The organism is Paenibacillus sp. FSL W8-1187 (genome assembly GCF_037965485.1).
Classification (GTDB): Bacteria; Bacillota; Bacilli; order Paenibacillales; family Paenibacillaceae; genus Paenibacillus_O; species Paenibacillus_O pasadenensis.
The window spans coordinates 2861530-2887185 of record NZ_CP150181.1 but is presented as its reverse complement, the minus strand read 5'-3'; the positions used below and the strand labels follow the sequence as shown (position 1 = coordinate 2887185).

General features: G+C 62.6%; 22 protein-coding genes. 17 read left to right on the top strand and 5 right to left on the bottom strand.

The features are described 5' to 3' along the window. Positions 1-42: 42 nt before the first annotated feature. Genes NYE40_RS12450 through NYE40_RS12440 form a run of 3 tightly spaced genes read right to left on the bottom strand, consistent with a single transcriptional unit; the run spans position 43 to position 3972 of the window. Positions 43-1218 carry a Ger(x)C family spore germination protein gene (locus NYE40_RS12450; RefSeq protein WP_339278521.1) on the bottom strand — a complete coding sequence of 392 codons (1176 nt, stop codon included), beginning with the start codon at positions 1216-1218 and terminating at the stop codon, positions 43-45. After that, positions 1215-2654 carry a spore germination protein gene (locus tag NYE40_RS12445; RefSeq protein ID WP_339280051.1) on the bottom strand — a complete coding sequence of 480 codons (1440 nt, stop codon included), beginning with the start codon at positions 2652-2654 and terminating at the stop codon, positions 1215-1217. The genes NYE40_RS12450 and NYE40_RS12445 overlap by 4 nt, the downstream gene beginning before the upstream one ends. 19 nt (positions 2655-2673) lie before the next feature. After that, positions 2674-3972 carry an endospore germination permease gene (locus tag NYE40_RS12440; RefSeq protein WP_339278520.1) on the bottom strand — a complete coding sequence of 433 codons (1299 nt, stop codon included), beginning with the start codon at positions 3970-3972 and terminating at the stop codon, positions 2674-2676. A 51-nt stretch (positions 3973-4023) separates the two neighbouring features. On the opposite strand from NYE40_RS12440, the gene rlmD reads away from it, so the two are divergent. From rlmD to NYE40_RS12375, 13 genes are all read left to right on the top strand, one after another. After that, a complete protein-coding gene (rlmD, locus tag NYE40_RS12435; RefSeq protein ID WP_052332902.1) occupies positions 4024-5229 on the top strand; it encodes a 23S rRNA (uracil(1939)-C(5))-methyltransferase RlmD in 1206 nt (401 codons plus the stop codon). 255 nt (positions 5230-5484) lie between these two features. After that, positions 5485-6087 carry a TetR/AcrR family transcriptional regulator gene (locus NYE40_RS12430; RefSeq protein WP_240478911.1) on the top strand — a complete coding sequence of 201 codons (603 nt, stop codon included), beginning with the start codon at positions 5485-5487 and terminating at the stop codon, positions 6085-6087. A 113-nt stretch (positions 6088-6200) separates the two neighbouring features. Then, positions 6201-6650 carry a DoxX family protein gene (locus tag NYE40_RS12425; RefSeq protein ID WP_028597245.1) on the top strand — a complete coding sequence of 150 codons (450 nt, stop codon included), beginning with the start codon at positions 6201-6203 and terminating at the stop codon, positions 6648-6650. A 777-nt stretch (positions 6651-7427) separates the two neighbouring features. Beyond that, the gene (locus tag NYE40_RS12420) at positions 7428-8585 is read left to right on the top strand and encodes a cobalamin-independent methionine synthase II family protein (protein WP_028597244.1); all 1158 of its coding nucleotides are present in this window, start codon (positions 7428-7430) and stop codon (positions 8583-8585) included. A 243-nt stretch (positions 8586-8828) separates the two neighbouring features. Continuing rightward, positions 8829-9548 (top strand): YebC/PmpR family DNA-binding transcriptional regulator, encoded by a 720-nt coding sequence (locus tag NYE40_RS12415; RefSeq protein ID WP_028597243.1) that lies wholly within the window; start codon positions 8829-8831, stop codon positions 9546-9548. Between the two features lie 72 nt (positions 9549-9620). Beyond that, on the top strand, positions 9621-10541 hold the full coding sequence (locus NYE40_RS12410) for a LysR family transcriptional regulator (protein WP_052332901.1): 921 nt from the start codon (positions 9621-9623) through the stop codon (positions 10539-10541). A gap of 114 nt (positions 10542-10655) precedes the next feature. Then, positions 10656-11087 carry a rhodanese-like domain-containing protein gene (locus tag NYE40_RS12405; RefSeq protein WP_028597242.1) on the top strand — a complete coding sequence of 144 codons (432 nt, stop codon included), beginning with the start codon at positions 10656-10658 and terminating at the stop codon, positions 11085-11087. 1095 nt (positions 11088-12182) lie between these two features. Next, positions 12183-14072 (top strand): ABC transporter ATP-binding protein, encoded by a 1890-nt coding sequence (locus NYE40_RS12400; protein ID WP_052332900.1) that lies wholly within the window; start codon positions 12183-12185, stop codon positions 14070-14072. Next, positions 14069-15811, top strand: a complete 1743-nt coding sequence (locus tag NYE40_RS12395) for an ABC transporter ATP-binding protein (RefSeq protein WP_101809149.1) — start codon at positions 14069-14071, stop codon at positions 15809-15811. The genes NYE40_RS12400 and NYE40_RS12395 overlap by 4 nt, the downstream gene beginning before the upstream one ends. 26 nt (positions 15812-15837) lie before the next feature. Beyond that, a complete protein-coding gene (locus NYE40_RS12390) occupies positions 15838-16281 on the top strand; it encodes a zinc ribbon domain-containing protein (RefSeq protein ID WP_101809148.1) in 444 nt (147 codons plus the stop codon). Between the two features lie 65 nt (positions 16282-16346). Beyond that, positions 16347-16799, top strand: coding sequence for a DMT family transporter (locus NYE40_RS12385; protein WP_228551470.1), 453 nt, complete (start codon positions 16347-16349; stop codon positions 16797-16799). Positions 16800-16828: 29 nt separating this feature from the next. Beyond that, entirely contained in the window at positions 16829-17545 is a 717-nt protein-coding gene (locus NYE40_RS12380) for a Crp/Fnr family transcriptional regulator (protein WP_164820153.1), read from the top strand. After that, entirely contained in the window at positions 17542-18033 is a 492-nt protein-coding gene (locus NYE40_RS12375; protein WP_043110829.1) for a DMT family transporter, read from the top strand. Before NYE40_RS12380 ends, NYE40_RS12375 begins: the two co-directional genes overlap by 4 nt. A 173-nt stretch (positions 18034-18206) precedes the next feature. Here NYE40_RS12375 and NYE40_RS12370 read toward each other — a convergent pair whose 3' ends face one another. Further along, positions 18207-19373, bottom strand: a complete 1167-nt coding sequence (locus NYE40_RS12370; RefSeq protein WP_028597236.1) for an MFS transporter — start codon at positions 19371-19373, stop codon at positions 18207-18209. A gap of 156 nt (positions 19374-19529) precedes the next feature. On the opposite strand from NYE40_RS12370, the gene NYE40_RS12365 reads away from it, so the two are divergent. From NYE40_RS12365 to ndk, 4 genes are all read left to right on the top strand, one after another. Continuing rightward, positions 19530-19895, top strand: a complete 366-nt coding sequence (locus NYE40_RS12365) for a GIY-YIG nuclease family protein (protein WP_028597235.1) — start codon at positions 19530-19532, stop codon at positions 19893-19895. A gap of 58 nt (positions 19896-19953) precedes the next feature. Then, the gene (locus NYE40_RS12360; protein ID WP_084136501.1) at positions 19954-20127 is read left to right on the top strand and encodes a DUF3934 family protein; all 174 of its coding nucleotides are present in this window, start codon (positions 19954-19956) and stop codon (positions 20125-20127) included. 333 nt (positions 20128-20460) lie between these two features. Further along, complete coding sequence (locus tag NYE40_RS12355) at positions 20461-23919, top strand: CARDB domain-containing protein (protein WP_339278519.1); 3459 nt, start codon at positions 20461-20463, stop codon at positions 23917-23919. A 121-nt stretch (positions 23920-24040) separates the two neighbouring features. Further along, positions 24041-24445: a nucleoside-diphosphate kinase gene (gene ndk / locus NYE40_RS12350; RefSeq protein WP_028597233.1), complete on the top strand. Its 405-nt coding sequence runs from the start codon at positions 24041-24043 to the stop codon at positions 24443-24445. 133 nt (positions 24446-24578) lie between these two features. On the opposite strand, the gene NYE40_RS12345 is transcribed toward ndk, so the two are convergent. Continuing rightward, positions 24579-25637, bottom strand: a complete 1059-nt coding sequence (locus tag NYE40_RS12345) for a hemolysin family protein (RefSeq protein ID WP_339278518.1) — start codon at positions 25635-25637, stop codon at positions 24579-24581. Positions 25638-25656 lie beyond the last annotated feature (19 nt).

Sequence of the window (25656 nt, the reverse complement as noted above, 5' to 3'; positions counted from 1 at the left end):
GATTCGTCGATTATAAACCAAAAACGGCAAAAAAGGGGCCCCTCAGGACCCGTCTTCATCGCCGTCTTGCTTGTCCGAATATACGCTGCCCTTGAACTTGCCGGTCGTCCGGATGTACACGTCCGCCTCGACCGAGGCGAGGGAGTCGCTTTCCAGGAAAAACGGACCTTGACGCATCAGCTGCCGGAATAGCTCCGGATGCTTGCGGTACAGCTCGAGCTGCAGCCGAAAGCAGTCCGTCTTTTCCGCCGTGGCGATCGCGAACGTATTCTGCACTTCCTTGCGGATCGCTAGTGCCGCTTCGTTCTGCAGCTCTTGGATCGTAGCCTTTTGGACCTGCTCCGAAATATAGCCGGTCGTCTTGATCTTGACGTCGTAGCGCGGCTTGCCTTGCTCGACTCGGATCTTGATCGAGAACCGTGGATGGCCGAGCATGAGCACGGCGGATGGCCGGCCATTTTTAAGCAGCTTGAGCGGAGTGAGGTCCAGCTTCTCGTCCCGCCAGCGTATGCCCTTGAGCGGCTCCATCGCCATATGGTTCTTGTACTTGTAGCCTTCGAAGAAAAACGCCCCTTTGATGATGAACATCGGCTTCTTCTTGAAGTCCTCGTGCCAGGTGTGGCGATAGATGCCGATCTCAGGCAGCATGCCGGCGCCGCCGGGCTCGTTCAGATACGCGAACGCTTTGTTCGCGTTCACGGGCAGGATGTACGCCTTCTGCGTATTCATCTGCACGGCGGTGAACATCATCGTATCCAGCGGCGAAAGGTTGAAGATCGACTTCTGCGTCAGAATGTCCTCCATCTTTTCCTTCGTTCCGTAGAACAGCACGGTATATCGGGCTTGCCTGTCCCGCAGCAGCGAGGAGGTGAGCCCGGATAGACCGCGCTTCATGAAATTCTCCGTCACGATGACCGCCTTCACATGGCCCCAGAACAGCCGCGACTGGGAGGTGGCGTTCGTCTCGGCGATCGCTCCCGAGATCGTCTCTCCGTCGCCGCGCCCGATCCAGATCGGAACCTCTTCGCCGAGCGTGACGGCCTCGCTGCGCGCGATGTTGCTGAAGTTCAGCACCTGGACGTACGCGACGTACTTGCCGTTTTTGTAGTCCAGTCCGAGAGCCGACACGTAAGCCAGCGACTGGATGTCCTTCGAGTTGCCGCAGCCCTGCACGGAAAGCAGCAGCGCCGCCAGAATTCCGAGAAGGAGCTTCCTCACGTCATGTCGCCTCCTTGATGGTCATCGTCCTGTCCGGACTTGGCGATGCTGTCCGGCCGCTTGGTGATATAGGCGAACGGGAGCCGCAGGTACGACATCAGCGCATCCTTCGGCAGCAGCGGCGACAGCGGTGCGAGATAGCTCACGCCGAACGACTGCAGCCTCGCCATGTAGGCGACCATGAGCACGATGCCGAGGATGACCCCGTACATGCCGAAAAAGGAAGCAAGGAAAAAGAAGAACATCCGGAAGATGCTCACCACCGTGCTGAGCACCTGGTTGACCAGCGTCACGCCCGCTACGGCGGTAATCGCACCGACGACGACGACCGACGGCGACACGAGGCCGGCCCGGATGGCGGCGTCGCCGATGATGAGCCCGCCGATCGAGGTGAGCGTCTGCCCGATCGCGCTCGGGAGCCGGACGCCCGCTTCCTTGAAGATTTCGAGCAGCAGCAGGAGCAGCAGCATCTCCATCTGCGCGGACAGCGGCAGCCCCAGCCGAGCGACCGAGATCGTGGCCATCAGGCGGAAGGGAATCTGGTCCTGGTGGAACGCCATGAGCGCGATCCATATTCCGGGCAGGAAGATCGAAAGGAACATGCTCAGAATCCGGATGATTCTGGAGAACGATACATACGAGAAGTTGAAGTGCACGTCTTCCGGCGACTTCAGGATGAACGACAGCGTCGCCGGGGCGATCAGCACCATCGGATTGCCGTCGACGATAATCGTGAAGCGCCCGTTGAGCAGGCTCGTGACGACAAAGTCGGGCCGGCCGGTGAAATCGATCAGCGGCAGGATCTTGAACCGATTGTGCAGCAGCAGGTCCTCCAGCTGATTGATCGAGTACAGGCCGTCGATGTCGATTTCCCGGAGGCGCTTGCGCACATCCTCGAGCGGCTTTGGATCCGCGATATCGTGAATGTACAGCAGCGATATCCGCGTGCGGGTCCGTCTGCCGACCGTAAAGCCCTCCACATGCAGGGAGCTGGAGCGGATCCGCTTGCGGATCAGCGCGACGTTCGTGTCCAGATCCTCGATGAAGCAATCGCGCGGACCTTTGATCGAGATCTCGGTGCTGGATTCATCCGGCGTCCTTCTCGGCGCGTTGCACAGATCGACGGACGCCAGCAAGCCTTCCCGGACGAATAGAAGCAGCAGCGCTCCGGAATAGACGGCCTCCTCGAGCTCGGTCCGCATCGGCGTCTTGACGAAGCCTTCGATCGTGAGTGCGTCCGACAGCCGGAGCAGCGGACGGGTCAGCGATTCGTCCCGGTCAAAATGGGCGCTCAGCGATGGCAGGACATGTCGGTTGATCATCATCGTGTCGCAGAGGCCGACCGAAAAGACGAGCACGACTTCCTTGGCGTTGTCCCGTCCAAAAAAAGAGCTCTTGACGATCACGTCAGCCGAATGCTCGAAGACGCGCTTCAGCTCCTCCTTCGTCCAGCCTTTAGCCGGCGCCTCCTGCGCTTCCGCTTCCTGGCGCCGCGCTTGCCCCTGAGACTTGCGGCTGTCCGGACGCTCGTCCGGATTTGGCTGCTTCGTGCCCGGAGGTCCGCTCTTCCGATCCCGCTCCGGCTTCTCCTTCTGCTTGCTCTCGTCCTTGCTCGCTTCCTTCTTCTTCCGGTTGTCCGTCTGATCCGTCTTGCGGTTGTCCTCCATCGGAATCCCTCCTTCTGTCCGGCTTGATGCACAGGGCGACGATGAACCAGACTAGCGATGTCGGCAGCAGCACGAGCGTGACTCCCGGCATGAAATAGGTGTACATGAACAGGTACATATCGTACTCGTCCAATGGAACGAACGTGGCGGCGCCGTAAAATAGAAACACGGCCAGGATGAAGATGCGGCGGGCCTTCTCGTTTCTGCTGGCGAACGTCTCCGCGAGCACGAGCACTGGCAGCACGATACGGATGGACGCGCCGGACAGCCACTGGAAAATCGAAAAGAAGTCCAGATGCTCGATATACTGACCGATTCGCAGCAGCCTCCACTGCTCGTAAGGGGAGGTGAGCTGGTTGGCCGCTTCCTCGGGACCGAATTCGGTGATTGCGCCGATGACCGGACCGACCATGATGAAAACGATGACGCAGGAGTAGATCAGCATATGCCACGCCTTCATTCGTCCGCGGATCCGGTGCTGGAGCATCAGGATGAACATGAGCTCCGAATAAGCGGCGCCGGCGTAGGTCATGCCCCGAAAGACGGGATTCCAGCCATGCTCCAGAATGGGGAGCATCAGCGACATGTCCTTGATCTCGCTGTTGCCGGAGGCGACGAGGAGGCCGAGTCCGACGACAATCGGCAGCAGGATGCCCGAGGCGACGGCTACGACGCGAAAGCCCCACCAGCAGAGCATGACGCAGATGAAAATGAGCAGCATCCCGAGCTGCAGCGGATTGCTGGCGGGCAAATAGTTCGTGATATGCCAGCTGACGGTCTGCATGACGCACTCCATCGCCTGCAGAAACATCACCAGCAGCACCGGAACGACGAGAATCCAGGAGAAGACCGGATGCATATGCTCGCCCAGCCATTCCCGCCAATGCTGCTGTCCGCTTTTTTTCATGATGTAGACGATCATCAGGCTCCAGGGCACGAAGAACACGCCCGCGGCGATCGCGGTAATCCAGGCATCGCGACCGGATGCATCCAGCAGCATCGGATTGATGATGACGTGGCAAGCCAGGCCGTCGGACAGCATGAGGACGAGAAAAACCTGGAAGACATTCATCACTCTACCCTTCACGATCACACCCGCTTTCTTCCTGAATTTCGGGTATAGTATGGACGCCTCCAATTGCAGGCCGATCTCGTCGAGATCGAGAAGAAGTCCCCCGACAGGCAGGTTCCGCCATGCGCGGTCTACGACAGCTGCGGCGGCTGCCAGCTGCAGCATATGACCTATGAAGCGCAGCTGCGGGCCAAGGAGGAGCTCGTGCGGGAGTCGTTCCAGCGTTATGCCGGCATCGACCGCTTGCCGCTCCGTCCGATCCTCGGCATGGACGATCCCTGGGCGTACCGCAACAAGGCGCAGCTGCAGGCCGGACGCGGCGAGAGCGGGCTCGTCGCCGGGCTGTACTCGCTCGGCACGAGGCAGCTCGTCGACATCAGCGGCTGCGCCGTCCACGATCCGCGCCTGAACGAAGCGGTCGAGAAGACGAAGCGGATTCTCGAAGAGCTGGACATCCCCGTTTACGAGGAGAAGAAGCGCCAAGGCATCGTCAAGACGATCGCCGTGCGCGTCAGCCGCCGCACAGGCAAGCTGCAGCTGACGCTCGTCACCGCCGGCGACCGCTTCCCGGACAGCCGACGCTTCGTGCAGGCGGCGAGGCGCGAGCTGCCGCAGGTCGGCTCGATCTCGCACAACATCCACAAAGGCGGCAGTCCGCTCGTATTCGGAGAGAAGACGATCCATCTGTGGGGAGAGGACAAGCTGGAGGAAACGCTTGGCGAGCTGCGGTTCTCGCTTTCTCCGCGCGCATTTTTCCAGCTCAATCCGCAGCAGACGGTCAAGCTGTACGGAGCCGTCCAGGAAGCCGCCGCGCTCAGCGGCAGCGAGCTCGTCGTCGACGCATACTGCGGCACCGGCACGATCGGCCTCTGGCTCGCGGCCGGAGCGAGAGAGGTTCGCGGCATCGAGCTGCTGCCGGAGGCGGTGCTGGACGCGCGCGACAACGCGCGGACGAGCGGCATCGACAACGCCCGCTTTTATGAAGGCCGGGCGGAGGAGCTGCTGCCGGAGTGGGTGCGCCAAGGCGTGCGCCCGGACGTCGTCGTCGTCGATCCTCCGCGCACCGGCTGCGGCCGCGAGCTGCTGGACGCCGTGCTGGCCGCGCGGCCGACGCGGCTCGTCTATGTGAGCTGCAATCCGGCCACGCTCGCCAAGGACGCCAAGGTGCTGCTCGCCGGAGGCTACCGGCTGGAGTGGGCGCAGCCGGTGGACATGTTCCCGCAGACGAGCCATGTGGAATGCCTCATATTGATGGTACGAAATGAGATGTGAAAGTAACCGCTCAGAAGCATGGATCACAATGGGCTGCTGCGATCGCGGCAGCCTCGTTGTGCGCTTGGCGGCGCAACGACTAACGGGTGAAAGTCACGACCATACCGCAGGTGGTGGAAGTGCATAAAGTTTACTAGAGACAATATGAATCAGAAGGATGAATTGTTTTTTTTCTCTATTCAGCCATATTCTATTTACAAACCGACGGTCTGTTTATATAATTCAAACAGGTGTTAGTTTACTGTTCGTGGAGGAATGAACTTGAAAAATGAGGACCGCAGGAAACAAACGACTCAGAAATTACTTCATTCAACGAAAGAATTGTTGCAGGAAAAAAGCTGCCACGCTATCACCATGCAGGATATCATGAAAAGATCGGAATTATCTAAGGGGGCGATCTTCCATTACGTGAAGAGCAAAGACGAAATCTTTGCTTGGGTGCTGCAGGAACGGCTCGAAGAGACCAACAAGCATTTCATGAACGAAGTGGAATTAAGCGGCAAGACTTTCGACAGGCCGATGCAAATCATTTCGAACAGCCTTCTGGCATTCGAAGATAAACATGATGTGACAAACACGGTGTTGATGTATTTGCTCGGCAGGGAAGAAGAGCCTGCTGTCGCGGATGTGCTCCAAAATTTTTATACGCGGGCAGTAGACTTATCCAAACAATGGATTTCGATTGGCCAGCAGCACGGTGTTATTCAAGAATCGGTTGATTCGGATAAAATGGCTGAAATGTTCGTTCTGATCTCGCTCGGCCTGCGTGTCCGTTCCTCATTACCGGCGATTACGGCGTCTTTTACAGCCCAAGATTTATCGGCATTCATGATAAGTAGTTTAAAATATAAGAAGTAAAAGAAGAGTGGATCAAGAAATGATGGCTGGTCTTCCATATCGTCGGCTTCGTGTTTTGCTTGCTATTCTCAAACATGATCATGAAAATTTTTAATTTCAAAGGAGGGATCAAGGTGGCGCCTTTTATTGTACTTATCGCATCTTTTTTATTGTTTCGAGTTGCTGGATTTTTCGGTTGGGCTTATTTTGACGGCTGGCATCCATCACTGCAAGGAGCAGTTGCTGTCATGTTGCTGCTTACCGCTACCGCTCACTGGGGGAAAAGGCGTTCTGATCTGATCCGGATGGTTCCTCCATCATTCCCAAGAAGAGATTTGATCGTGACGGCAACCGGGTGGCTCGAAATCGCAGCAGCGATCGGTATCATGATTCCAGCCACCTCCGAAGCCGCTTCCGTTTGTTTAACGGTTCTGCTGATTGCTATGTTTCCTGCAAATGTGCGTGCTGCACGAGAAAAACTGACGATTGGCGGCAAGCCGGTGCCAGGATTGTTTGTCCGTACTTTGCTACAGCTCATATTTATCACAGCAGTGATATTGGCTTCACCGATTTTTGGGCAGTGAATCCGACTACGGCGCTTGAGAGCATCACTGGCAATAATGAGGTCAGGAATGCGATTTCCCTAGGCTCGCTTCGCTTAACAAAAAAATCGTTTAAATCGGCAATATCGCGCACACAAGCCATGTGGAGGCGGTAGCAGGAATGCAACGAAAATGATACGTAGAAATCCTTTTTCCACCCAGAATAAAAAAACAGTTAAACGGAAGGTTAGATAAATCCATATTCAAAACTCGACGACAGCTGCAGGCTGTCTTTCTTTTTGCTCAAATTCCGAAAATAATGTTGAAAACAGAGAGAGGGGGCCGTTTCATCAAATCATGCCCTCTATTTGTTGGACATTAAGGACAATCAAAACCAAAAAATATTTCAAACCGAGAATAATCAAGATTTGCGCGATCTAAAGCTAATTAATGGGAAATCCATTTCGTTTGATTTGGTGACTTATAATCAAGAAGGTACAGACCATGGTTCAGAAATCAAGACGTTGGATATAACGAATTTCATTTCAAAGAAATAAACCAGGCGTAGGCTGGCACCCGAAGTTGACCGCGCTGAATGGGCTGTACCTGCTGGTACTCCTTTTTCGTCTTATACACGGGAAGGAGTGCCTCTGGATCGCGGCCAGTCTTCCAGGTTCATAAGACGAGATCTAAGATTCAGTCTCTATAGCGATTAGCTATAGCCAGCTATGGTTTATTGGGCTTTCCGATAGCGACAAGCGGCTTGGTATACTGGTTGTACGCATAAGCAGCAGTTGCAGAATGAGGAGGCCATCCCAAATGACAGACAAGTTTCAGATCGTAGGCAGCTTGCTTCGCCCGAAAGAGCTGCTCGGCTACAAGACGCAGATCGAACATCGCGACGACATTCAATATCCTTTTTACGACCATTTCGAAGGGTATGAGCAGTGCGAGGCCGATGCGATCCGGCAAGTGGTGAAAAAAGAGATCGAGCATGGGCTGTCGATCGTGACTGACGGGGAATTTTCCAAATCGATGTGGCATCTGGATTTTGTCTGGGGATTCAGTGGAGTGAAGCGCTACATTGCCGACCACGGCTATTTCTTCCGCGACATAGATGGCACTTCCAAATATGAGACGCGCAAGGACATCGGCCTCCGCATCACCGGCGAGCTGAGCGGGAAAAACCACCCTTTCCTCAAGACGTTCCGGCAGCTGCAGGAAACGGCCGGCGAGCAGCCGACGAAGCTCTGCGTGCCGTCTCCGTCGCATATTTTCGGGGAGCTGTCCTGGTCCGGCAATATCGGAGGCGCGGCCGCCGTCTATCAGACGACCCAGGAGCTCAAAGAAGGCCTGGTGAAGGCCTACAAGGAGTTTGTCGAGGACTTCGCCGCTGTCGGCGGCAAGATCCTGCAGTTCGACGACTGCCTGTGGGAGCTGTTCGCGGATGACAATCCGAACTCGCCGTATACCGGCGAGCAGATCAATCAATCGGAAGTCCAGGCGCTCGCCGCGGAATTCATCGACATCAACAATACGCTGATCGACTACGGCCATAGCCTCGGATTGAGCATGTGGACCCACAACTGCCGCGGCAACTACGATTCCCGCAACATGGGCGGAGGATCGTACGTCAAGATCGCCAACTTGTTCCTGAAGCAGCTGAACTACGATCGGTTCTTCCTGGAATGGGACGACGACCGCGCCGGCTCCCTGGAGGCGCTTGAAGTATTCAAGGACAAGCCGGAGACGGAAATCGTGCTTGGCCTGCTGTCCTCGAAGACGAATACGCTGGACGATGAAGCCCGCGTCGTGCGCCTGCTTGACGAAGCGTCCAAGATCATCGACAAGGATCGCCTGCTGCTGTCCCATCAATGCGGCTTCGCTTCCTGCGATGGCGGCAACGAGCTGAGCGAAGACGAGCAATGGGCCAAGATCGATCAAGGCCAGAAGATCGCGAAGCAATACTGGGGCTAGGGATGAGAGCGAGCGGATTCATAAGCTGATAAAAAAAAGGCTGCGTGAAAGGTCGGTGGTCCAGACCTGTTCATGCGGCCTCTTTATGCTGTTCGACTTCGCGACCGGCGTGACAATCTCATCCCGACTCCGACTTGTCCAGCGCGGCCCGCGGTAAGTATAATAGGGAGAGAGCTCAAGGCGCCCTCCTTCACCGGAAAAGGATGCAAGGCGAGGGTAATTCAAGCGGAAAGTTGGTTCAGCATGGGTCGCAAATGGAACAATATCAAGGAAAAGAAGGCGTCCAAGGACGCCAATACAAGCCGTATCTACGCCAAGTTCGGCCTGGAGATCTACGTCGCCGCCCGCAAGGGCGAGCCGGATCCGGAATCGAACCGAGCTCTGAGGGTCGTGCTCGAGCGCGCCAAGACGTACAACGTGCCGAAGGCGATCATCGACCGCGCGATCGAAAAAGCGAAGGGCAGCTCCGACGAGATCTATGAGGAGCTCCGCTACGAAGGCTTCGGGCCGAACGGCTCGATGGTCATCGTCGACGCCCTGACGAACAACGTCAACCGCACCGCCTCCGCCGTGCGCGCCGCCTTCAGCAAAAACGGCGGCAACATGGGCGTGAACGGCTCGGTCGCCTATATGTTCGACGCCACGGCCGTCATCGGCGTATCCGGCAAGTCGCTGGACGAGATCATGGAGCTGATGCTCGAAGCGGACGTCGACGTGCGCGACATCGTGGAAGAGGACGAGGACGTGCTCGTCTACGCGGAGCCGGATCAGTTCCATGCCGTGCAGGAGGCGCTTCGCGCATCGGGCATCGAGGAGTTCAGCGTCGCCGAGCTGACGATGCTCGCGCAGAACTTCGTCGAGCTGCCGGAAGACGCCCAGAAGCAGTTTGACAAGATCATCGACACGCTGGAGGATCTCGAGGATGTCCAGCAGGTGTATCACAACGTCGACTACGCCGAATGACCGCCTCCGCCGGACTCGCGCTTACGCGCGGGTCTGTTTTTTTATCCCATCCCTGAGCGAGGAGGAAGGCCGATGGACCTGATCTGCCTGCGAAGCTTCCGCGAGGTCGCCGCCTGCGGCAGCATCACGAAGGCCGCCGAACGGCTCGGCTACGCCCAGTCGAGCGTGACGGCGCAGCTGCAGAAGCTGGAGGAGCTGTACGGAACCGAGCTGCTGGAGCGCAGAGGCAGAAGGATGGAGCTGACGGCGGCGGGCGAAAAGCTGCTCGGCTATGCGAAGGAGATGCTGCGCCTGCATGCCGAGTCGCTGGAAGCGGTCGGAGCGGCGGTAGAGGTCAGCCTGACGATCGGCTCAATTGAGACGCTCGCCTCGTATTTCCTGCCGCCGCATCTGCAGGCTTTTCGGCAGAGGCAGCCGAACGTCTCGCTGACGCTGCTGCCCGGCAATGAGCCGGAGCTGATCCGCGGCGTCAAGTCGGGCACGCTCGATGCGGCTCTCATTCTGGATCCGCCGCTGCGGGAGCCGGAGCTGGATGTGCATCTGCTGCGGCCGGAGCCGCTGCTGCTCGTCTGCGCGCCGGGCCATCGGCTGGCCGGGCGTACGGAGGCTGCTGCAGCGGAGCTGGACGGGGAGCCGCTCGTGCTGACCGAGGACGGCTGCACGTACCGGGCGGCGCTGCTGCGGCGGCTCCAGGAGATCGGCGCGGAGGCGCGGATCTCCTGCGAGCTCGGCAGCATCGAGGCGATCAAGCGCTGCGTCGCCCAAGGACTGGGCGTCGCGCTGCTGCCGTCGATCGCCGTGCGGCAGGAGGTCGAGGAGGGCAAGCTCTGCGCCGCCGCGTTCACGGAGCCGCTGGCCGCCGAGTTCCACATCCAGCTCGTCCATTTGCCGAAGCGGCGGTCGTCGCCGGCGTTTGTCCAGTTTCTGGCCAGCGTCGGCGCCGACGTACCGCTCGGACGGACAGAGGGAGCCGAGCCGCCTCGAAGAGCGTGATCCATCGGCGCGGGCGATGGCTGCCATCGAAACCGTTGGATAACGGATGCGGGCCGGCTCGTGGTAGGATCATTTCCAAGGTTGAACAAACCTAAGCCAAGGAGATGATGACCGATGAAAAGCCCGATTTCGCTCGTCCATGAAACGCCTGCCGCATCGCCGGAAGAAGCGCGCCGCCACTTCCTCGGGAAGCTGTCCGTCGAGACGGATCCGTCCGATGTGCGCCACGATCAGCTGACCGGCCTCGACTCGTTCCTGCTGGTCGACGTTCGCGCCGCCTCCGCCTATGCGGAACGCCATGCGGCCGGGGCGGTCAGCCTGCCGTACGGCGATATCAGCCCCGATTCGACGGCCGGCTGGCCCAAGGACCGGCTGCTCGTCCTGTACTGCTGGAGCCCGGCCTGCAACGGCGCGGCCAAAGCAGGCTTGCGTTTCTCCGAGCTCGGCTTCCGGGTCAAGGAGATGCTCGGCGGCATCGAGTACTGGCAGCGGGATGGATTCCCGGTCGAAGGGAGCCGAGCCGGCAGCGCGCCGGTCGTCGGCTGAGGCAAGTTGAGACAGAGGCAAGTTGAGGCTGACTGACGCTTATGCAAGTTGATGCAGGCTGATGCAAGAGCGCCACGGGCATGATGCCCGTGGCGTTTTCAGCATTGACTATTGCTCGTATCCGGGGTGAGCCGGAGCAGCCGGCCTATGGAACACGAATTTCGCAGCGCTTCGCCTTGTCGCATGCCGGGGAGGCAGTAGACAGAATCCCCTCTCCGATGCGTAAGTATCGGAGGAGCTGACGCTCCTGGGTAAGCTCGTTCGAGTAAGGAATAGTAGATGGAGGCTCGAAGTTGAGGCGTTAAGTCGAAATAATCGAGTTACTTAACTGTGCTAATGAGCGGAATGGGGGAGAATTGCGCGGAAAAACCGAGCAGCTCGGGAAGGCAGGAGTCGAAACGGAGGGAGTTGCGCGGAAAAATCGAGTAACTCGGGTAGGCGGACGGCGGAACGGAGGGAGTTACGCGGAAAAACCGAGTAACTCGGGTTGGCTGGTGGCGGAATGGAGGGAGTTGCGCGGAAAAACCGAGTAACTCCGGTAGGCAGGTGGCGAAACGGGGGGGAATTGCGCGGAAAAACCGAGCAGCTCGGATCTAAAAGGAAAGTGGGGGCTTGGTGTTGTGGAGCTGCGCTCCGTATGCGGGACATGAGTAGAGCTTGCGGACCGGAGCGAAGCGTGGCGGGGAACTCGTGGAGAAGCGGCAGCGGTTACCTTGGAGGCCGGATTCCACCCCTGCTGGGGAATGGGATCAAAGGAATCTGGGCTCCAGGGAGATCGGAACGAGTCTCCGCTCCGCGAAGCGGTTGCCGGTCAGGGGTCTGCTCCGCGAAGCGGATGCCGGTTTTCAATGCCCGCAACGGGAAGGAGGCGCCGTTTCGGCTCTGGCAACCATGGCATAGCCACCAAAGCCGAAGCGAGACGCTGCGATGGATCGGACGGGGCAGCATCGCCGTCCGAAACGATGATTCCCATCTCGCCGTGCGCCGGCCATGCGCGGCGTTTTCAGCATTGACGATGAAGACGGTCCGCCTTAAAATGGAACTTAAATCAATACGATATATCGTAAAGTGCAAAACGGAAAGTTGGGATGTCTGATGAACAAAACGACCGGCTCGCCGCCGCAAGCGGCTCGAATTCGGCTGCGCAGCTATATGCGGCCTCATCTCGCGGTCGCCGTCGCGGCTCCGCTGCTCATGCTGCTGGAGGTCGCGATGGACCTGCTGCAGCCGAGGCTGATGGCCCGCATTCTCGACGAGGGCATCATCGGCGGGGACACCTCCTCAATCTGGACGGTCGGCGGGTGGATGCTGCTGGCCGCGCTGGTCGGCCTGGCGGGAGGCATCGGCTGCACGGTCTTTTCCACGCTCGCTTCCCAGCGGTTCGGCGCCGATCTGAGGGAAGGCCTCTACCGGCGGACGATGCGGCTGTCGCCGGAGCTGCTGGGCCGCTTCGGCACCGGCAGCCTCGTCACGCGCCTCACCGGCGACGTCTCGCAGCTCCAGCAGACGACGCTCGTCGCGCTGCGGATGCTGGCTCGCAGTCTGTTCATCGCGCTCGGCAGCCTCGTCATGTGCATCGCGCTCAGCCCGCGGCTGTCGCTCGTGCTCATCGTCACCGTGCCTGCGCTTGCCGTGCTGCTCGTCTGGCTGAAGCGGACGACGGTGCCGCTGTTCGCCTCGGTGCAGCAGGCGCTCGACGAGGTCAATACGCGGCTGCAGGAAAGCCTCGCGAACATGCGCGTCGTCAAGGCGTTCGTGCGCGCGCCGCATGAGGAAGCGCGATTCGGCGCCGCGAACGACGGCTACCGCGCGAGCAGCCTTGCCGCCGCTCGCATCGGCGCGCTCAGCCAGCCGCTGCTGTCGCTGCTGCTCGGCTTCACGACGGCGGCGGCGCTCTGGTACGGCGGAGCGCTGGCCGGCTCCGACTCGATCCAGCCGGGGCAGCTGGCCGCCTACCTCACTTATCTGAGCCAGCTGCTGCTGTCGCTGAACGGCCTCGGCAACCATCTGCTGACGCTGTCCCGGGCGACGGCGTCCGCGACCCGCATCCGCGAGGTGCTGGGGGCGAAGGACGAAGCGGGTTCCGGCAGCCATGCAGATGCGGAGCGAAAGCGCAAAGAAGCGCCAGAAGTCGATCCAAATGCGGCGCGTGACGCAGCGGCAGACGCCGCCCTGCAGCAAGGCGATGCGCCGCTGGACGATCCATCAGGTATGCCGGAGAGCGCTCGAGCCGCTGCGCGGGAAGCGCCGTATCTGGAATGGAGCGCGGTCGCCTACCGCTACCCCGGCTCGGACGAATACGCGCTGCGCGGCTTCAGCCTGAGCATCCGGCGAGGCGAGAGCATCGGCATCGTCGGCATGAACGGATCCGGCAAGTCGACGCTCGCGCTGCTGACGGCCGGCCTGCTCCAGCCGACCGAAGGATCGATCCGCCTTCAAGGCAAGCCGCTCGGCGAATGGGACCCGGAGGAGCTTCGCTCCAAGGTCGGACTCGTGCTTCAGCAGGCGCATCTGTTCAGCGGCTCGATCGCGGACAACATCCGCTACGGCCGCCCGGACGCCCCGGAGTCCGACATGCTCGAAGCGGCCGGCAGCGCCTTTGCGGCCGGCTTCGTCGGCGCGCTGCCGGAGGGCTACGGCACCCGGCTCGGGCAAAAAGGCGTCAACCTGTCCGGCGGCCAGCGGCAGCGGCTGTCGATCGCGCGCACGCTCCTGCTGAAGCCGGAGCTGCTTCTGCTCGACGACAGCACGAGCGCCGTCGACGCCGCCACGGAGACGGCGATCACCGAGTCGATCGAGCGGATGGGCGAGAGCTGCACGCTGCTGCTCGTCTCGCAGAAGCTGGCCTCGCTGCGCCGCTGCGACCGGATCGTCGTGCTGGACGAAGGGCGGCTGGCCGCTGTCGGCACGCAGGAGCAGCTGCTGGCGTCGAGCCCCCTTTACCGAGAGCTGGATGAATCCCAGAAAGGGGCGGAGCCCGCATGAAAACCTCCACGGCGCTGCGCCGCCTCGGCGCCTATCTGCTGCAAAGCCGCCGCCTGCTGCTCGCCATCGGCGTCTCGACGCTAGGCGCTTCGGGCTGCGCGCTTGCAGCTCCGTATTTGACCGGGCAAGCGCTCGACGCGCTGATCGGCGGCAGCGGAGGGTTCGCCGCGATCTGCCTGACGCTGGCCGCCGTCTATCTGCTCGGCAGCCTGGCGGGCTGGCTGCAGGCGCGGCTGCTCGCCGCCGTCACCCAGCGCACGGTCTGGCAGCTGCGCGGCGAGCTGTTCGCCCGCATGCAGCGGCTGCCCGTCGGCTTTTACGAGCAGCGCTCGCACGGCGAGCTGATGAGCCGCACGACCAACGACCTCGACAACGTCTCGAACAGCTTGAACCAGAGCCTCGTGCAGCTCATCTCCAGCGTCATCTCGATCGTCGGCAGCCTGGCGCTCATGCTGTGGCTGCAGCCGCTGCTGACGCTCGTCGCCGTCTCGACGGTGCCGCTGCTATACGGCGTGGCGCGGCTCGTCGCCCGCACGACGCGCAGCCAGTTCAAGCTGCAGCAGGTCGAGCTCGCCGAGGCGAACAGCCGCATCGAGGAGACGGTGACCGGCCGCCACGTCGTCACGCTGTTTCACCAAGAGGAGCGCGCAGCAGCCGAATTCTCCGCTGTCAACAAGCGGCTGCGGGCGGCCGGCACGCGGGCGCAGATCTACTCCGGCCTGATGGGGCCGTCCATGAATCTGCTCGGCCACTTGAACTACCTGCTGATCGCGGCGGCCGGCGGCTGGCTCGCCTCGCGCGAGCTCGCCTCGGTCGGCCTCGTCGTCAGCTTCCTCGGGTATTCCCGCCAGTTCAGCGGACCGGTCAACGAGCTGGCCAACCAGTACAACCTGATCCAAGCCGGCGTCGCCGGCGCCGAGCGCATCTTCGAGACGCTGGACACGGAGCCGGAGCGCTCCGCCGCGGAGCGTTGCGAGCGGCCGCCTGTCCTGCAGGGAGAGGTCGAGTTCCGCGAGGTCGGCTTCGGGTATGGCGCAGGCGCAGCGGTGCTGCGGGATGTCTCCTTCGCCGTCCCGGCCGGCACGATGACCGCGCTCGTCGGCCCGACGGGCGCCGGCAAATCGACGATCGTCTCGCTGCTCGCGCGCTTCCACGATCCGACCTCCGGCACGATCTCCATCGGCGGCGTCGACCTCGCCTCGCTGCATCGCGACGACGTGCGCAGCCGGATCGGCATCGTGCTGCAAGAGACGCAATTGTTCAGCGGCACCGTCCGCGAGAACATCCGGTACGGTCGGCTCGATGCGAGCGACGCGGAGGTGGAGGCGGCGGCGCGCGCGGCGCAGGCGCATCGCTTCATCCAGAAGCTGCCGGACCGCTACGACACCCGCCTTGCTCCGGAGGGCGGCAACCTGAGCCTGGGCCAGCGCCAGCTCATCTCGATCGCGCGCACGCTGCTGGCCGACCCGGATGTGCTGCTGCTCGACGAGGCGACAAGCAGCGTCGACACGCTCGCGGAGCTGGAGATCCAAAAGGCGATGGCCAGCCTCATGAAAGGCCGGACATCGATCGTCGTCGCCCACCGGCTTGGCACGATCCGCCGCGCGGATCAGATTCTCGTGCTGCACGAAGGGCGCATCGAGCAGAGGGGCACCCATGATGAGCTGATGCGCGCCGGCGGACGCTATCGCGAGCTGCACCGCCATCAGTTCGAGGAGCGGCAGGTTTCCCAGCATTGACTTTAACGAGGCGAGGAGAGGATCCGATGAACGACCATCCGATCGAATGTCCATGGTGCGGCCGAACGGTCGTGCTGCAAGGAAGCATCTGTCCCGAGTGCCGGCACGAGGTGCTGCCGGAGCATCTCGATACCGGCCTCGAGCCGAGCGGCGACGAGGCGGATGAAGCCGCCGTCCGGCAGGCCGATGCCAGCGAGGACAGCGGCGATTGGGACCGCGAAGGCGGCGAGTCCCTCGAGGACTTCGTCTGCCGTCGGTTCCGGTGCAGGGACTGCGGAGGCAACGAGGCGGAGGCGACCGAGGTCGCGATGACCGGGACGGGCCTCAGCAAGCTGATCGACCTGCAGCATCATCATTATCTGTTCGTCAGCTGCCAGGGCTGCGGCCTGGTGAAGGTGTACGATCCCGACGTGCTTCGCGGAAAGAAAAGCGGCGAAGGAAGCACGATCGCCGATCTCTTCTTCGGCTGAGGACATATGTCCTTTTCCTTTCCGATCCGAACGGTTAAAGTACGATTCGTAGGGAAAACCATCGGATGAGGAATGGAGTGGGCATCATCATGAAAGGCATCCTCGCCGCGATCGCGGCCGGCGGGTTCATCACGCTGCAGGGCGCCGCCAACAGCGTCATCGGCGAAGCGATCGGCACCTGGCAGGCGGCGGCGCTGACGCAGCTGACCGGCTTCGTCGGGGCGCTCGCGCTCGCGCTGCTGCTGCGCGGCCTGCAGCCGCGGACGCTGCTGGCGGTCAAGCCGGTCTACGCGACCGGAGGCGCGCTCGGCGCGCTCATCATTTTCGGCAATGTGACGGCCATCCATCAGATCGGCATCACGCTGACGACGTCGCTCGTCCTGCTCGGCCAGCTCGCCCTCACGTTCCTGATCGAGTGGAGAGGCTGGCTCGGCTCGAAGCGAATCAGCGTCGGCCCGGCGCAGGCGGCCGGCTTCGCGCTCATGGCCGGCGGCGTGCTGCTGCTGGCGATCGGATGACCGGGCAGCGCCAGAGAGGAGGCATGAGGATGGAAAGCGAAGCGGAGACGATCCGGCGGCATCTGCTTGAGCTGGGCCTCGGCGAGGCGATTCCGCCGGAGCTGGCGCGGCGGGCGTCGCTCGTCACGGCCGAGCCGGGCGAGGCGATCGTCCGCCAGGGCGGACGATCGGACAGCCTGCTGCTGCTCGCCGCGGGCAAGATCAAGGTGTACACGACGACGCCGGACGGCAAGTCGCTCATCCTCTCGTTCCTCGGACCGCCAGAGATGCTCGGCGACATCGAGTACGTGCAGCGCGGGCTGGAGCTGATGAATACGGTCGAGGCGGTCACGCCGGCGACGCTCATCCGCATCCCGTACCGCGAGGCGGACCGGCTGGCCGCCGATCATGCGCCGTTCCTGCGCTTCCTGCTCGGGGTCATCACGCGCAAGTTCCAGATGAAGAACAACTCGCTCAGCTTCAACCTGCTCTATCCGGTCGAGGTGCGGCTCGCCAGCTATCTGCTCAGCGTCTGCGGAGCGGAGGACGGCCGCGAGTCTGCCCGGCTGGAAGCCGGCGCGCTGCGAGACGCGGCGAACCTGATCGGCACGAGCTACCGGCATCTGAACCGGGTGCTGCTGCAGTTCGCGCGCGACGGGCTCATCGAGCGGGCGCGCTCGAGCATCGCGGTCCGCGACCGGGACGCGCTTGCGGCGCTCGCGCAGGAAAACATCTACGAACCGAAATCGGGAGGACGATCGGAATGACGGGCATCATCTGGGCTGTGGCATCGGGACTGCTGCTGAGCCTGCAAAATCTGTTCAACGCGAACGTCGACCGCAAAGCCGGCATGTGGACGACGACGACGCTCGTGCTCGGCATGGGCTTCGCGGCGGCGCTGCTGCTCGGGCTGGCGGCGGAAGGAGCGGCGCTGTTCCAGCTGGCCGGCATGGAGCCGTGGTTCGCCTTCAGCGGCCTGATCGGCATCGGCGTCGTCACCTGCATGGTGCAGGGCGTGAAGCGGCTCGGTCCGACGTTCGCCGTCAGCCTCGCGCTCTGCTCGCAGCTGGCGTTCGCCATGCTGTGGGACTCGATGGGCTGGCTCGGCCTGGAGCGGGTGCCGCTGGAGCCGACGCGGCTCGCCGGCGTGTTGCTGCTGGCTGCGGGCATCGTCGTGTTCAAGCTCGGCGGCCGCGGCCGTAGCAAGGAGCGGGTCCTGCCCGCCGCTGCGGAAGCGGGGCAGGACATCGCGTGAGGGGAGCCTGCGGGCGGAGCCGCCCTTGACTAGGATCTGATCTGCAAAAAAAGCGGGACGAAACCGGCAGCATGCCGGGCTCGTCCCGCTTTTTTGTCCTATGGAATCAAGCGGTCCGCATGACGGCCGAACGTCCGTCCGGCTGCCGTCTGCGCCGTGCGCCTATCCGCTCGTCAGCCCGCGCGCGACGCTCCCGGCAGCCCGCGCTTCTCCAGCAGGCGGATCGCGAGCGCGAATAGCGCGAGCGCCGCGAGCAGCAGCAGGCCGGCGTAGCGGAACACGTCCTGCAGGCTCGACGCCTCGACCGCGTAGCCGCCAGCATAGGTGCCGATGATGCGCGCCGCGCCCGCGTTCAGCAGCGCGTTCAGCGTCTGCCCGCTCGCCCGCAGCTCCGGCGCGACCTCTTTGTTGATGTACACCGACATCGTGACGGCGACGACGATGAACGTCAGCCCGTGCAGCGCCTGCACCGCGAGCGCGCCGTAGATCGAGCCGATCTCCGCGTACAGGAGCCAGCGCAGCGCCGACACGCCGCCTGCCGCCAGCAGGATCGCCGAGACGGAGAACCGTTTCAGGATGAGGGCGCTGAGCAGCAGGAACGGCAGCTCTCCGAGCGCGGAGACGACCATCGACCAGCCGAGCAGGTCTTTGCCGGCTCCGATCTCCGTGAAGTAGAGCGGGAAGAACGCGTAGTAGTAGCCGAGCGTCATATGGATGGCGAAGCAAAGGCCCATATAGAGCATGAGCCGGCGGTTGCGGAGCAGATGCAGGAAATTCAGCTTGCGGCCGCCGAACTGATGGCCCCGCACGCGCGGGTAGAGCAGGAGCAGCAGCAGCGTCGCGCCCATGACGGCCGCGTAGGCCGTGAACATGCCTTCGAGCCGGACCTTTTCCGCATAGATGCCGAAGCCGACGCTCATCGCCGCGAAGCCGAGCGTGCCGCCGATCCGGATGCGGCCGAAGCGGGACGCTTCGCGGCCTAGCGCCTCCAGCGTGATCGCGTCGGTGATCGCGCCGGTGGAGCTTTGGAACAGGGTGAACAGCCCGACTGCGACGATCAGCCACGGCAGCGCGGACGACAGCGGGAACAGCAGCATCGACAGGCCGCTGCCCGCCAGCAGCGCCGCGAGCACGGCGTTTTTGGAGCGGGCCTTGTCCGCGAGCGAGCCCCATGCCGGCTGGGCCAGCACGGCGATGAACGGGCCGATGCTGAGCAGCAGGCCGATGTCGGAGCTGCCGTATCCGAGCTGGCGGAAATAGACCGGCGCAAACGTCCCGTAAATGGCATTGGCCGAATAAAGCACGAAATAGAACCAAAAGTACAGCTTCAGCGAGTTCATCTTGATCTTCCTTTCCAACCCCATCCATCTTACCTCTGACGGGCCGATCCGCCAAGCGAAGCCGAAAAAACAAGCCGCCGACGGTTGACAGGCCGAGGAGCGGACGTTAGAATTTACTAAATTACTGATTTAGTGAATCAGAAAGCGAGGCATCCGATGGACAAGAACCGGCGCAAGGAGCTGCAGGAGCAATACAAGGAAATGAAGACCTATCTCGGCGTCATCCGCCTCACGAACCGGACGAACGGCAAGATCTTTCTCGCCGCCTACCCGAACTTGAAAAACAAGTGGACGACGCTGCAAGCGCAGCTGCGCATGGGCAGGTTCGCCAATCTCGACGTGCAGCGCGACTGGAACGAGCACGGGGAGGAGGCGTTCGAGTACGCGGAGCTGGAGCGCAAGGAATTCGATCCGGTCAAGATGACCGACATCAAGTGGGAGCTCAAGCTGCTGCTGAAGCCTTGGCTGGAGAAGCTGCAGCCGTATGGAGACGCCGGCTACAACCGCCTTTCGCGCGATTAGATTTGCCCCCGGCTCTCCGATCGGGTACGATGGGGAGACGAATGGAGCTGAGACGAACATGAGCAAGTCCAAAGGCGGCGGCACAGGCCGCGGCACGGGCAAAAAGGGCTGGAACCGCTGGCAGGCCGCCGAGCGGCGGGCCAAGAGCAAGCCCAAGCCCTATGTGAGCAAGGGGCTGCAGAAAAAGGCCGAGGAAGCGAAGGCGGCGCGCCAGAGCGAGCCTTCCAGCTGAGCGCTTCCCTGAGCGGAACTCTTCGCTGAAGCCCGTTCAGGCGGGGCGAGCGCGCCTCGCCTGAGCGGGTCCGATATCACCTGAACCTCCGGCAGCTTCAGCCGAAGGGCATAGCGGTTCCCCCGGCAGACGCTGCCGGGTTTTTTTGCCGTGCCCTTCCGATGCGGTCCCGTCTAGCGCTTGCATGGAATCGCACCTGATTGTCGTAGGATCGCCCCTCAGCGCGCGGCCGAGCCTGACTTATAATGGGGGTATCTTTCCGGGGAAAGGAGGCTTCCGCAAGCGAAAGGAAGGTTTGCAAACGCTGTCATTAAAGGGAGGAAGAAAACGTACATGAACTTCAAGTCCATCTCGCTCGCCGGACTGCTGCTGCTCACGACGGTGCTGGCGGCCGTAGGGCCGTCGCGCCCGGCGGAAGCGGCAGGCGGTCCCAATCTCGCGCTCGGCAAGGCGGTCTCCTCGAGCGGCTACACGCAGACGTACGCTCCGGAAAACGTTCGCGACGGCAATGCGGGCACATACTGGGAAAGCACGGACAACGCCTTTCCGCAGTGGGTCCAGGTCGATCTGGGCGCCAGCGTCTCCATCGATCAGGTCGTCATGAAGCTGCCCGCTGCCTGGGAGAAGCGGACCCAGACGCTGACGATCCAGGGCAGCGCGAACGGAAGCAGCTTCTCGACGCTGGCCGCCTCGGCTAGCTATGTGTTCGACCCAGCCGCGGGCGGCAACTCGGCGACGGCGAGCTTCCCGGCCGCCAGCGCTCGCTACGTCCGCCTGAGCTTCTCGGCGAACACCGCATGGCCGGCCGCGCAGCTGTCCGAGCTGGAAATCTACGGCGCCTCGGCTCCGACTCCGACCCCGACCGCGACTCCGACGGCAACGCCGACCCCGACCCCGACCCCGACATCTACGCCGACGGCAACCCCGACTCCGACACCTACGCCTACGGCAACCCCGACGGCGACGCCGACCCCGGCTCCGGGCTCCAATGTCGCCATCGGCAAGCCGATCAGCGCGTCGAGCAGCACGCAGACGTATGTCGCGGCCAACGCCAACGACAATTCGACCTCGACCTACTGGGAGGGCGGCGGCAACCCGAGCAGCCTGACGCTGGATCTCGGGGCGAACCATCAGATCACGTCGATCGTGCTCAAGCTGAATCCGGCGACGGAATGGGCAACGCGCAACCAGACGATCCAGGTGCTCGGCCATGACCAGACGACGACCAGCTTCACGAGCCTGAAGGCCGCGCAGTCCTACACGTTCAATCCGGCGACGGGCAACACCGTGACGATCCCGCTCAGCGCGACCGTCAAGCGGCTGCAGCTGGCCATCTCCGTCAACAGCGGCGCTCCGGCCGGACAGATCGCCGAGTTCCAGGTGTTCGGCACGCCGGCGGCCAATCCGGATCTGACGATCCAGACGATGAGCTGGACGCCGTCCGCTCCGGCCGAGGACAGCGCGATCACGCTGACGGCGACCGTCCGCAACAGCGGCAGCGCAGCCGCCGCGGCATCCTCGGTCGGCTTTTATGTGAACGGCGAGCTGGCCGGAACCGCAGCCGCTCCCGCGCTGGCAGCCGGCGCGTCGGCGAACGTATCGCTGGCGATCGGCGCCAAGGCGGCCGGCTCCTACGCGATCGGCGCCAAGGCCGATGAGGGCAATGCCGTCTTCGAGCAGAACGAGAGCAACAACAGCTATGCGCATCCGTCCAATCTGACCGTCTCGCCGCTGTCCAGCTCCGACCTCGTCGGCACCGTCTCCTGGACGCCGTCCGCTCCGTCGGCCGGCAGCAGCGTGAGCTTCACCGTACAGCTGAAAAACCAGGGCACGATCGCCACCGCAGGCGGCGCGCATCCGGTCAGCGTGACGCTCAAGACGTCCGCGGGCGCGACCGTGCAGACGTTCAGCGGCTCGTACACGGGCAGCCTCGCGCCAGGCGCGACGGCGAACGTCGCGCTCTCCGGCAGCTGGACGGCCGTCAGCGGCTCGTACACGGCCGCGCTCTCCGTGACCGCCGACGGCAACGAGCTGCCCGCCAAGCAAGGCAACAACGCCAGCCAGACGCCGCTTACGGTCTACTCCGCCCGCGGCGCGAGCGTGCCGTACACGCGCTACGACACGGAAGACGCGACGCGCGGCGGCGGAGCGGCGCTCATGACCGCGCCGACGTTCAACCAGGCGCTGACCGCCTCGGAAGCGTCCGGCCAAGCCTACATCTCGCTGCCGTCGAGCGGCTCCTACGCGCAGTGGACCGTCCGTCCGAACGAAGGCGGAGCGGGCGTCACGATGCGCTACACGATGCCCGACTCGGCCGACGGCATGGGTCTGAGCGGCTCGCTCGACCTGTACGTCAACGGGACCAAGGTGAAAAACGTGCCGGTCTCGTCCTACTACAACTGGCAGTACTTCTCCGGCGACATGCCGGCTGACGCTCCGGGCGGCGGCAGGCCGCTGTTCCGCTTCGACGAGGTGCACTGGAAGCTCGACACGCCGCTGCAGCCGGGCGACGTCGTGCGCGTCCAGAAGCCGGCCGGAGACAGCATCGAGTACGGCGTCGACTTCCTCGAGATCGAGAACGTTCCGGCCGCGATCGCGCAGCCGGCGAACTCCGTCTCCGTGACGCAGTACGGCGCCGTCGCGAACGACGGCCAGGACGATCTGGCCGCCTTCAAGGCCGCCGTGACCGCAGCCGTGTCGGGCGGCAAGACGCTGTACATCCCGGCCGGCACGTTCCATCTGAACGGCATGTGGGAGATCGGCTCGGCCAGCAGCATGATCCAGAACCTGACGATCACCGGCGCGGGCATGTGGCATACGAACATCCAGTTCACCAACCCGAACGCGGCATCCGGCGGCATCTCGCTGCGCATCTCGGGCAAGCTGGACTTCAGCAACGTCTATCTGAACTCCAAGCTGCGCTCGCGCTACGGCCAGAACGCCATCTACAAAGGCTTCATGGACAACTTCGGCACGAACTCGTCCATCCGCAACGTCTGGGTCGAGCACTTCGAATGCGGCTTCTGGGTCGGCGACTACGCCCATACGCCGGCGATCACGGCGACCGGCCTCGTCATCGAGAACAGCCGCATCCGCAACAATCTGGCCGACGGAGTCAACTTCGCCCAAGGCACGAGCGGCTCGACCGTCCGCAACAGCAGCGTCCGGGGCAACGGCGACGACGGCCTCGCCGTCTGGACGAGCGACGTGAACGGCGCTCCGGCCGGCGTCAACAACACGTTCTCGTCCAATACGATCGAGAACAACTGGCGCGCGGCGGGCATCGCCTTCTTCGGCGGCAGCGGCCACAAGGCCGAGCGCAACGGGATCGTCGACTGCGTCGGCGGCTCCGGCCTGCGCATGAACACGGTGTTCCCGGGCTACCATTTCGCGAACAATACCGGCATCACGTTCTCCGATACGACGATCCTGCGCTGCGGCACGAGCCAGGATCTGTACAACGGCGAGCGCGGCGCGATCGACCTGGAAGCGTCCAATGACGCGATCCGAAACGTGACGTTCACGAACATCGACATCGTCGACGCCCAACGCGACGGCATCCAGTTCGGCTACGGCGGCGGCTTCTCCAACATCGTGTTCAACTCCGTCACGATCAACGGCACCGGCCGCGACGGCATCACGACCTCGCGCTTCTCCGGACCGCATCTAGGGGCGGCGATCTTCACCTATACCGGCAACGGCGCCGCCACGTTCAACAATCTGCAGACGAGCAACATCGCCTATGCCGGCACGAACTACGTGCAGAGCGGCTTCAATCTGACCTTCAACTAGGCAGGACCTCGGGCGGTCTTTGTCGAACTGTTTCCTGTGGGTGCGAACATGTGACATCGCTCACGCCGGACATGGCCTCATGTCAGGTACGATGAAGCAGGAAGCAGAAGGAGGAAGGCAGATGAGCGAAAGAGCATTCGTCATGATCAAGCCCGACGGGGTACGGAGGGGACTGATCGGAGAGATCGTCTCCCGCTTCGAGAAGAAGGGCCTGTCCGTCGTCAAGGCGGAGCTGATCCAGGTCAGCGAGGCGACCGCCAAGGAGCATTACGGCCATCTGGAAGCAAAGCCGTTCTTCCGCGAGCTGGTCGACTACATCACGTCCGGCCCTTCGTTCGCGATGATCGTGGAAGGCACGGCGGCGGTGAAGAACTCCCGCTATCTGATCGGCGCGACCAACCCGGCGGATGCCGCGCCCGGCACGATCCGCGGCGACTACGGCCTCGACGTGTCGGAAAACGTCATCCACGGCTCCGACTCCATCGACAACGCCCGCATCGAAATCGAGCGCTTCTTCATCCGCTGAGCGGTGTCAGCTCGGCCGAATGAGAGCCGCAACAAGAAAGAAGCCTCGCGCCAAGTGCGCGAGGCTTCTTCATGTCGACGCGAGCACCTGACCTGACCCGGCGCTCCAGCCCGTCCGGCCCGCGCACGCTGCGCTAGAAGGCGGACAGCGGCTGGCCGGCAGCTTCGTCGCGGATGTCGCCGACGATCTCCTCCAGGATGTCCTCCAGCGTCACGAGGCCGGCCGGGGCTCCGGCTTCGGTCATGACGAGCGCCATATGGGCGCGGCTCTGCTGCATCTTGATCATGACGTCGCGGATCGAGGCGCTCTCCTTGAAGCGGGGGAGCGGATGCGTGAGCGTGTCGAGTCCGGCTTTGCGGCCGGCGGCCATGCCCGTCAGCATCTCCTTGGCGTTGATGTAGCCGAGGTAGCCGCCGCCGCTCGGCGCGGCGACCGGATAGCGGGTGTAGCCATGCCGGTCCATCTGCTCGAGCAGCGCCTCCGGAGGCAGGCCGCCGGGCACCGAGACGATCGAAACCTGCGGAATCATGATCTCGCCGACCTTGCGGCCGTCGAAGTCGAACAGATTGTTCAGGTAGACGAGCTCGGTGCGGTTGATCTCGCCGCTCTCGTAGCTCTGGGCGACGATCAGCCGCAGCTCCTCCTCGGAGTGCACCGAATCATGTCCGGCCGGCTTGACGCCGAACAGGCGGAGCAAGGCGCGGGCGGAGTTGTTGAGCGCGACGATGATCGGGTACATGATTTTGCCGAACGTATAGAGAGGTCCGGCGAGCAGCAGCGTCATCTTCTCGGCATACTGGATGGCGAGCGTCTTGGGAGCGAGCTCGCCGATGACGACGTGCAGAAACGTGATGATCGACAGAGCGATCGCATACGACAGCACGGTCGAGACGGCCGCCGGCACGTCGAAGCGCTCGAACAGCGGGTGAAGCATGCGCTCGACCGTCGGCTCGCCGAGCGCGCCGAGCACGAGCGCGGTAATCGTGATGCCGAGCTGGCAGGCGGACAGGTAGTAGTCGAGATCCGCCGCCACCTTGCGCGCTTTGACCGCTTTTTTGCTGCCTTCGGCGACGAGCTGGTCGAGCCGGGACATCCGGACCTTGAGGATCGCGAACTCGGCTCCGACAAAAAAGGCGGTGAGGCCGATGAATACCGCCACCAAAAAGAGATTCAAGCCAATGATTCCATCCAAGCGGATTCCCTCCATGAGG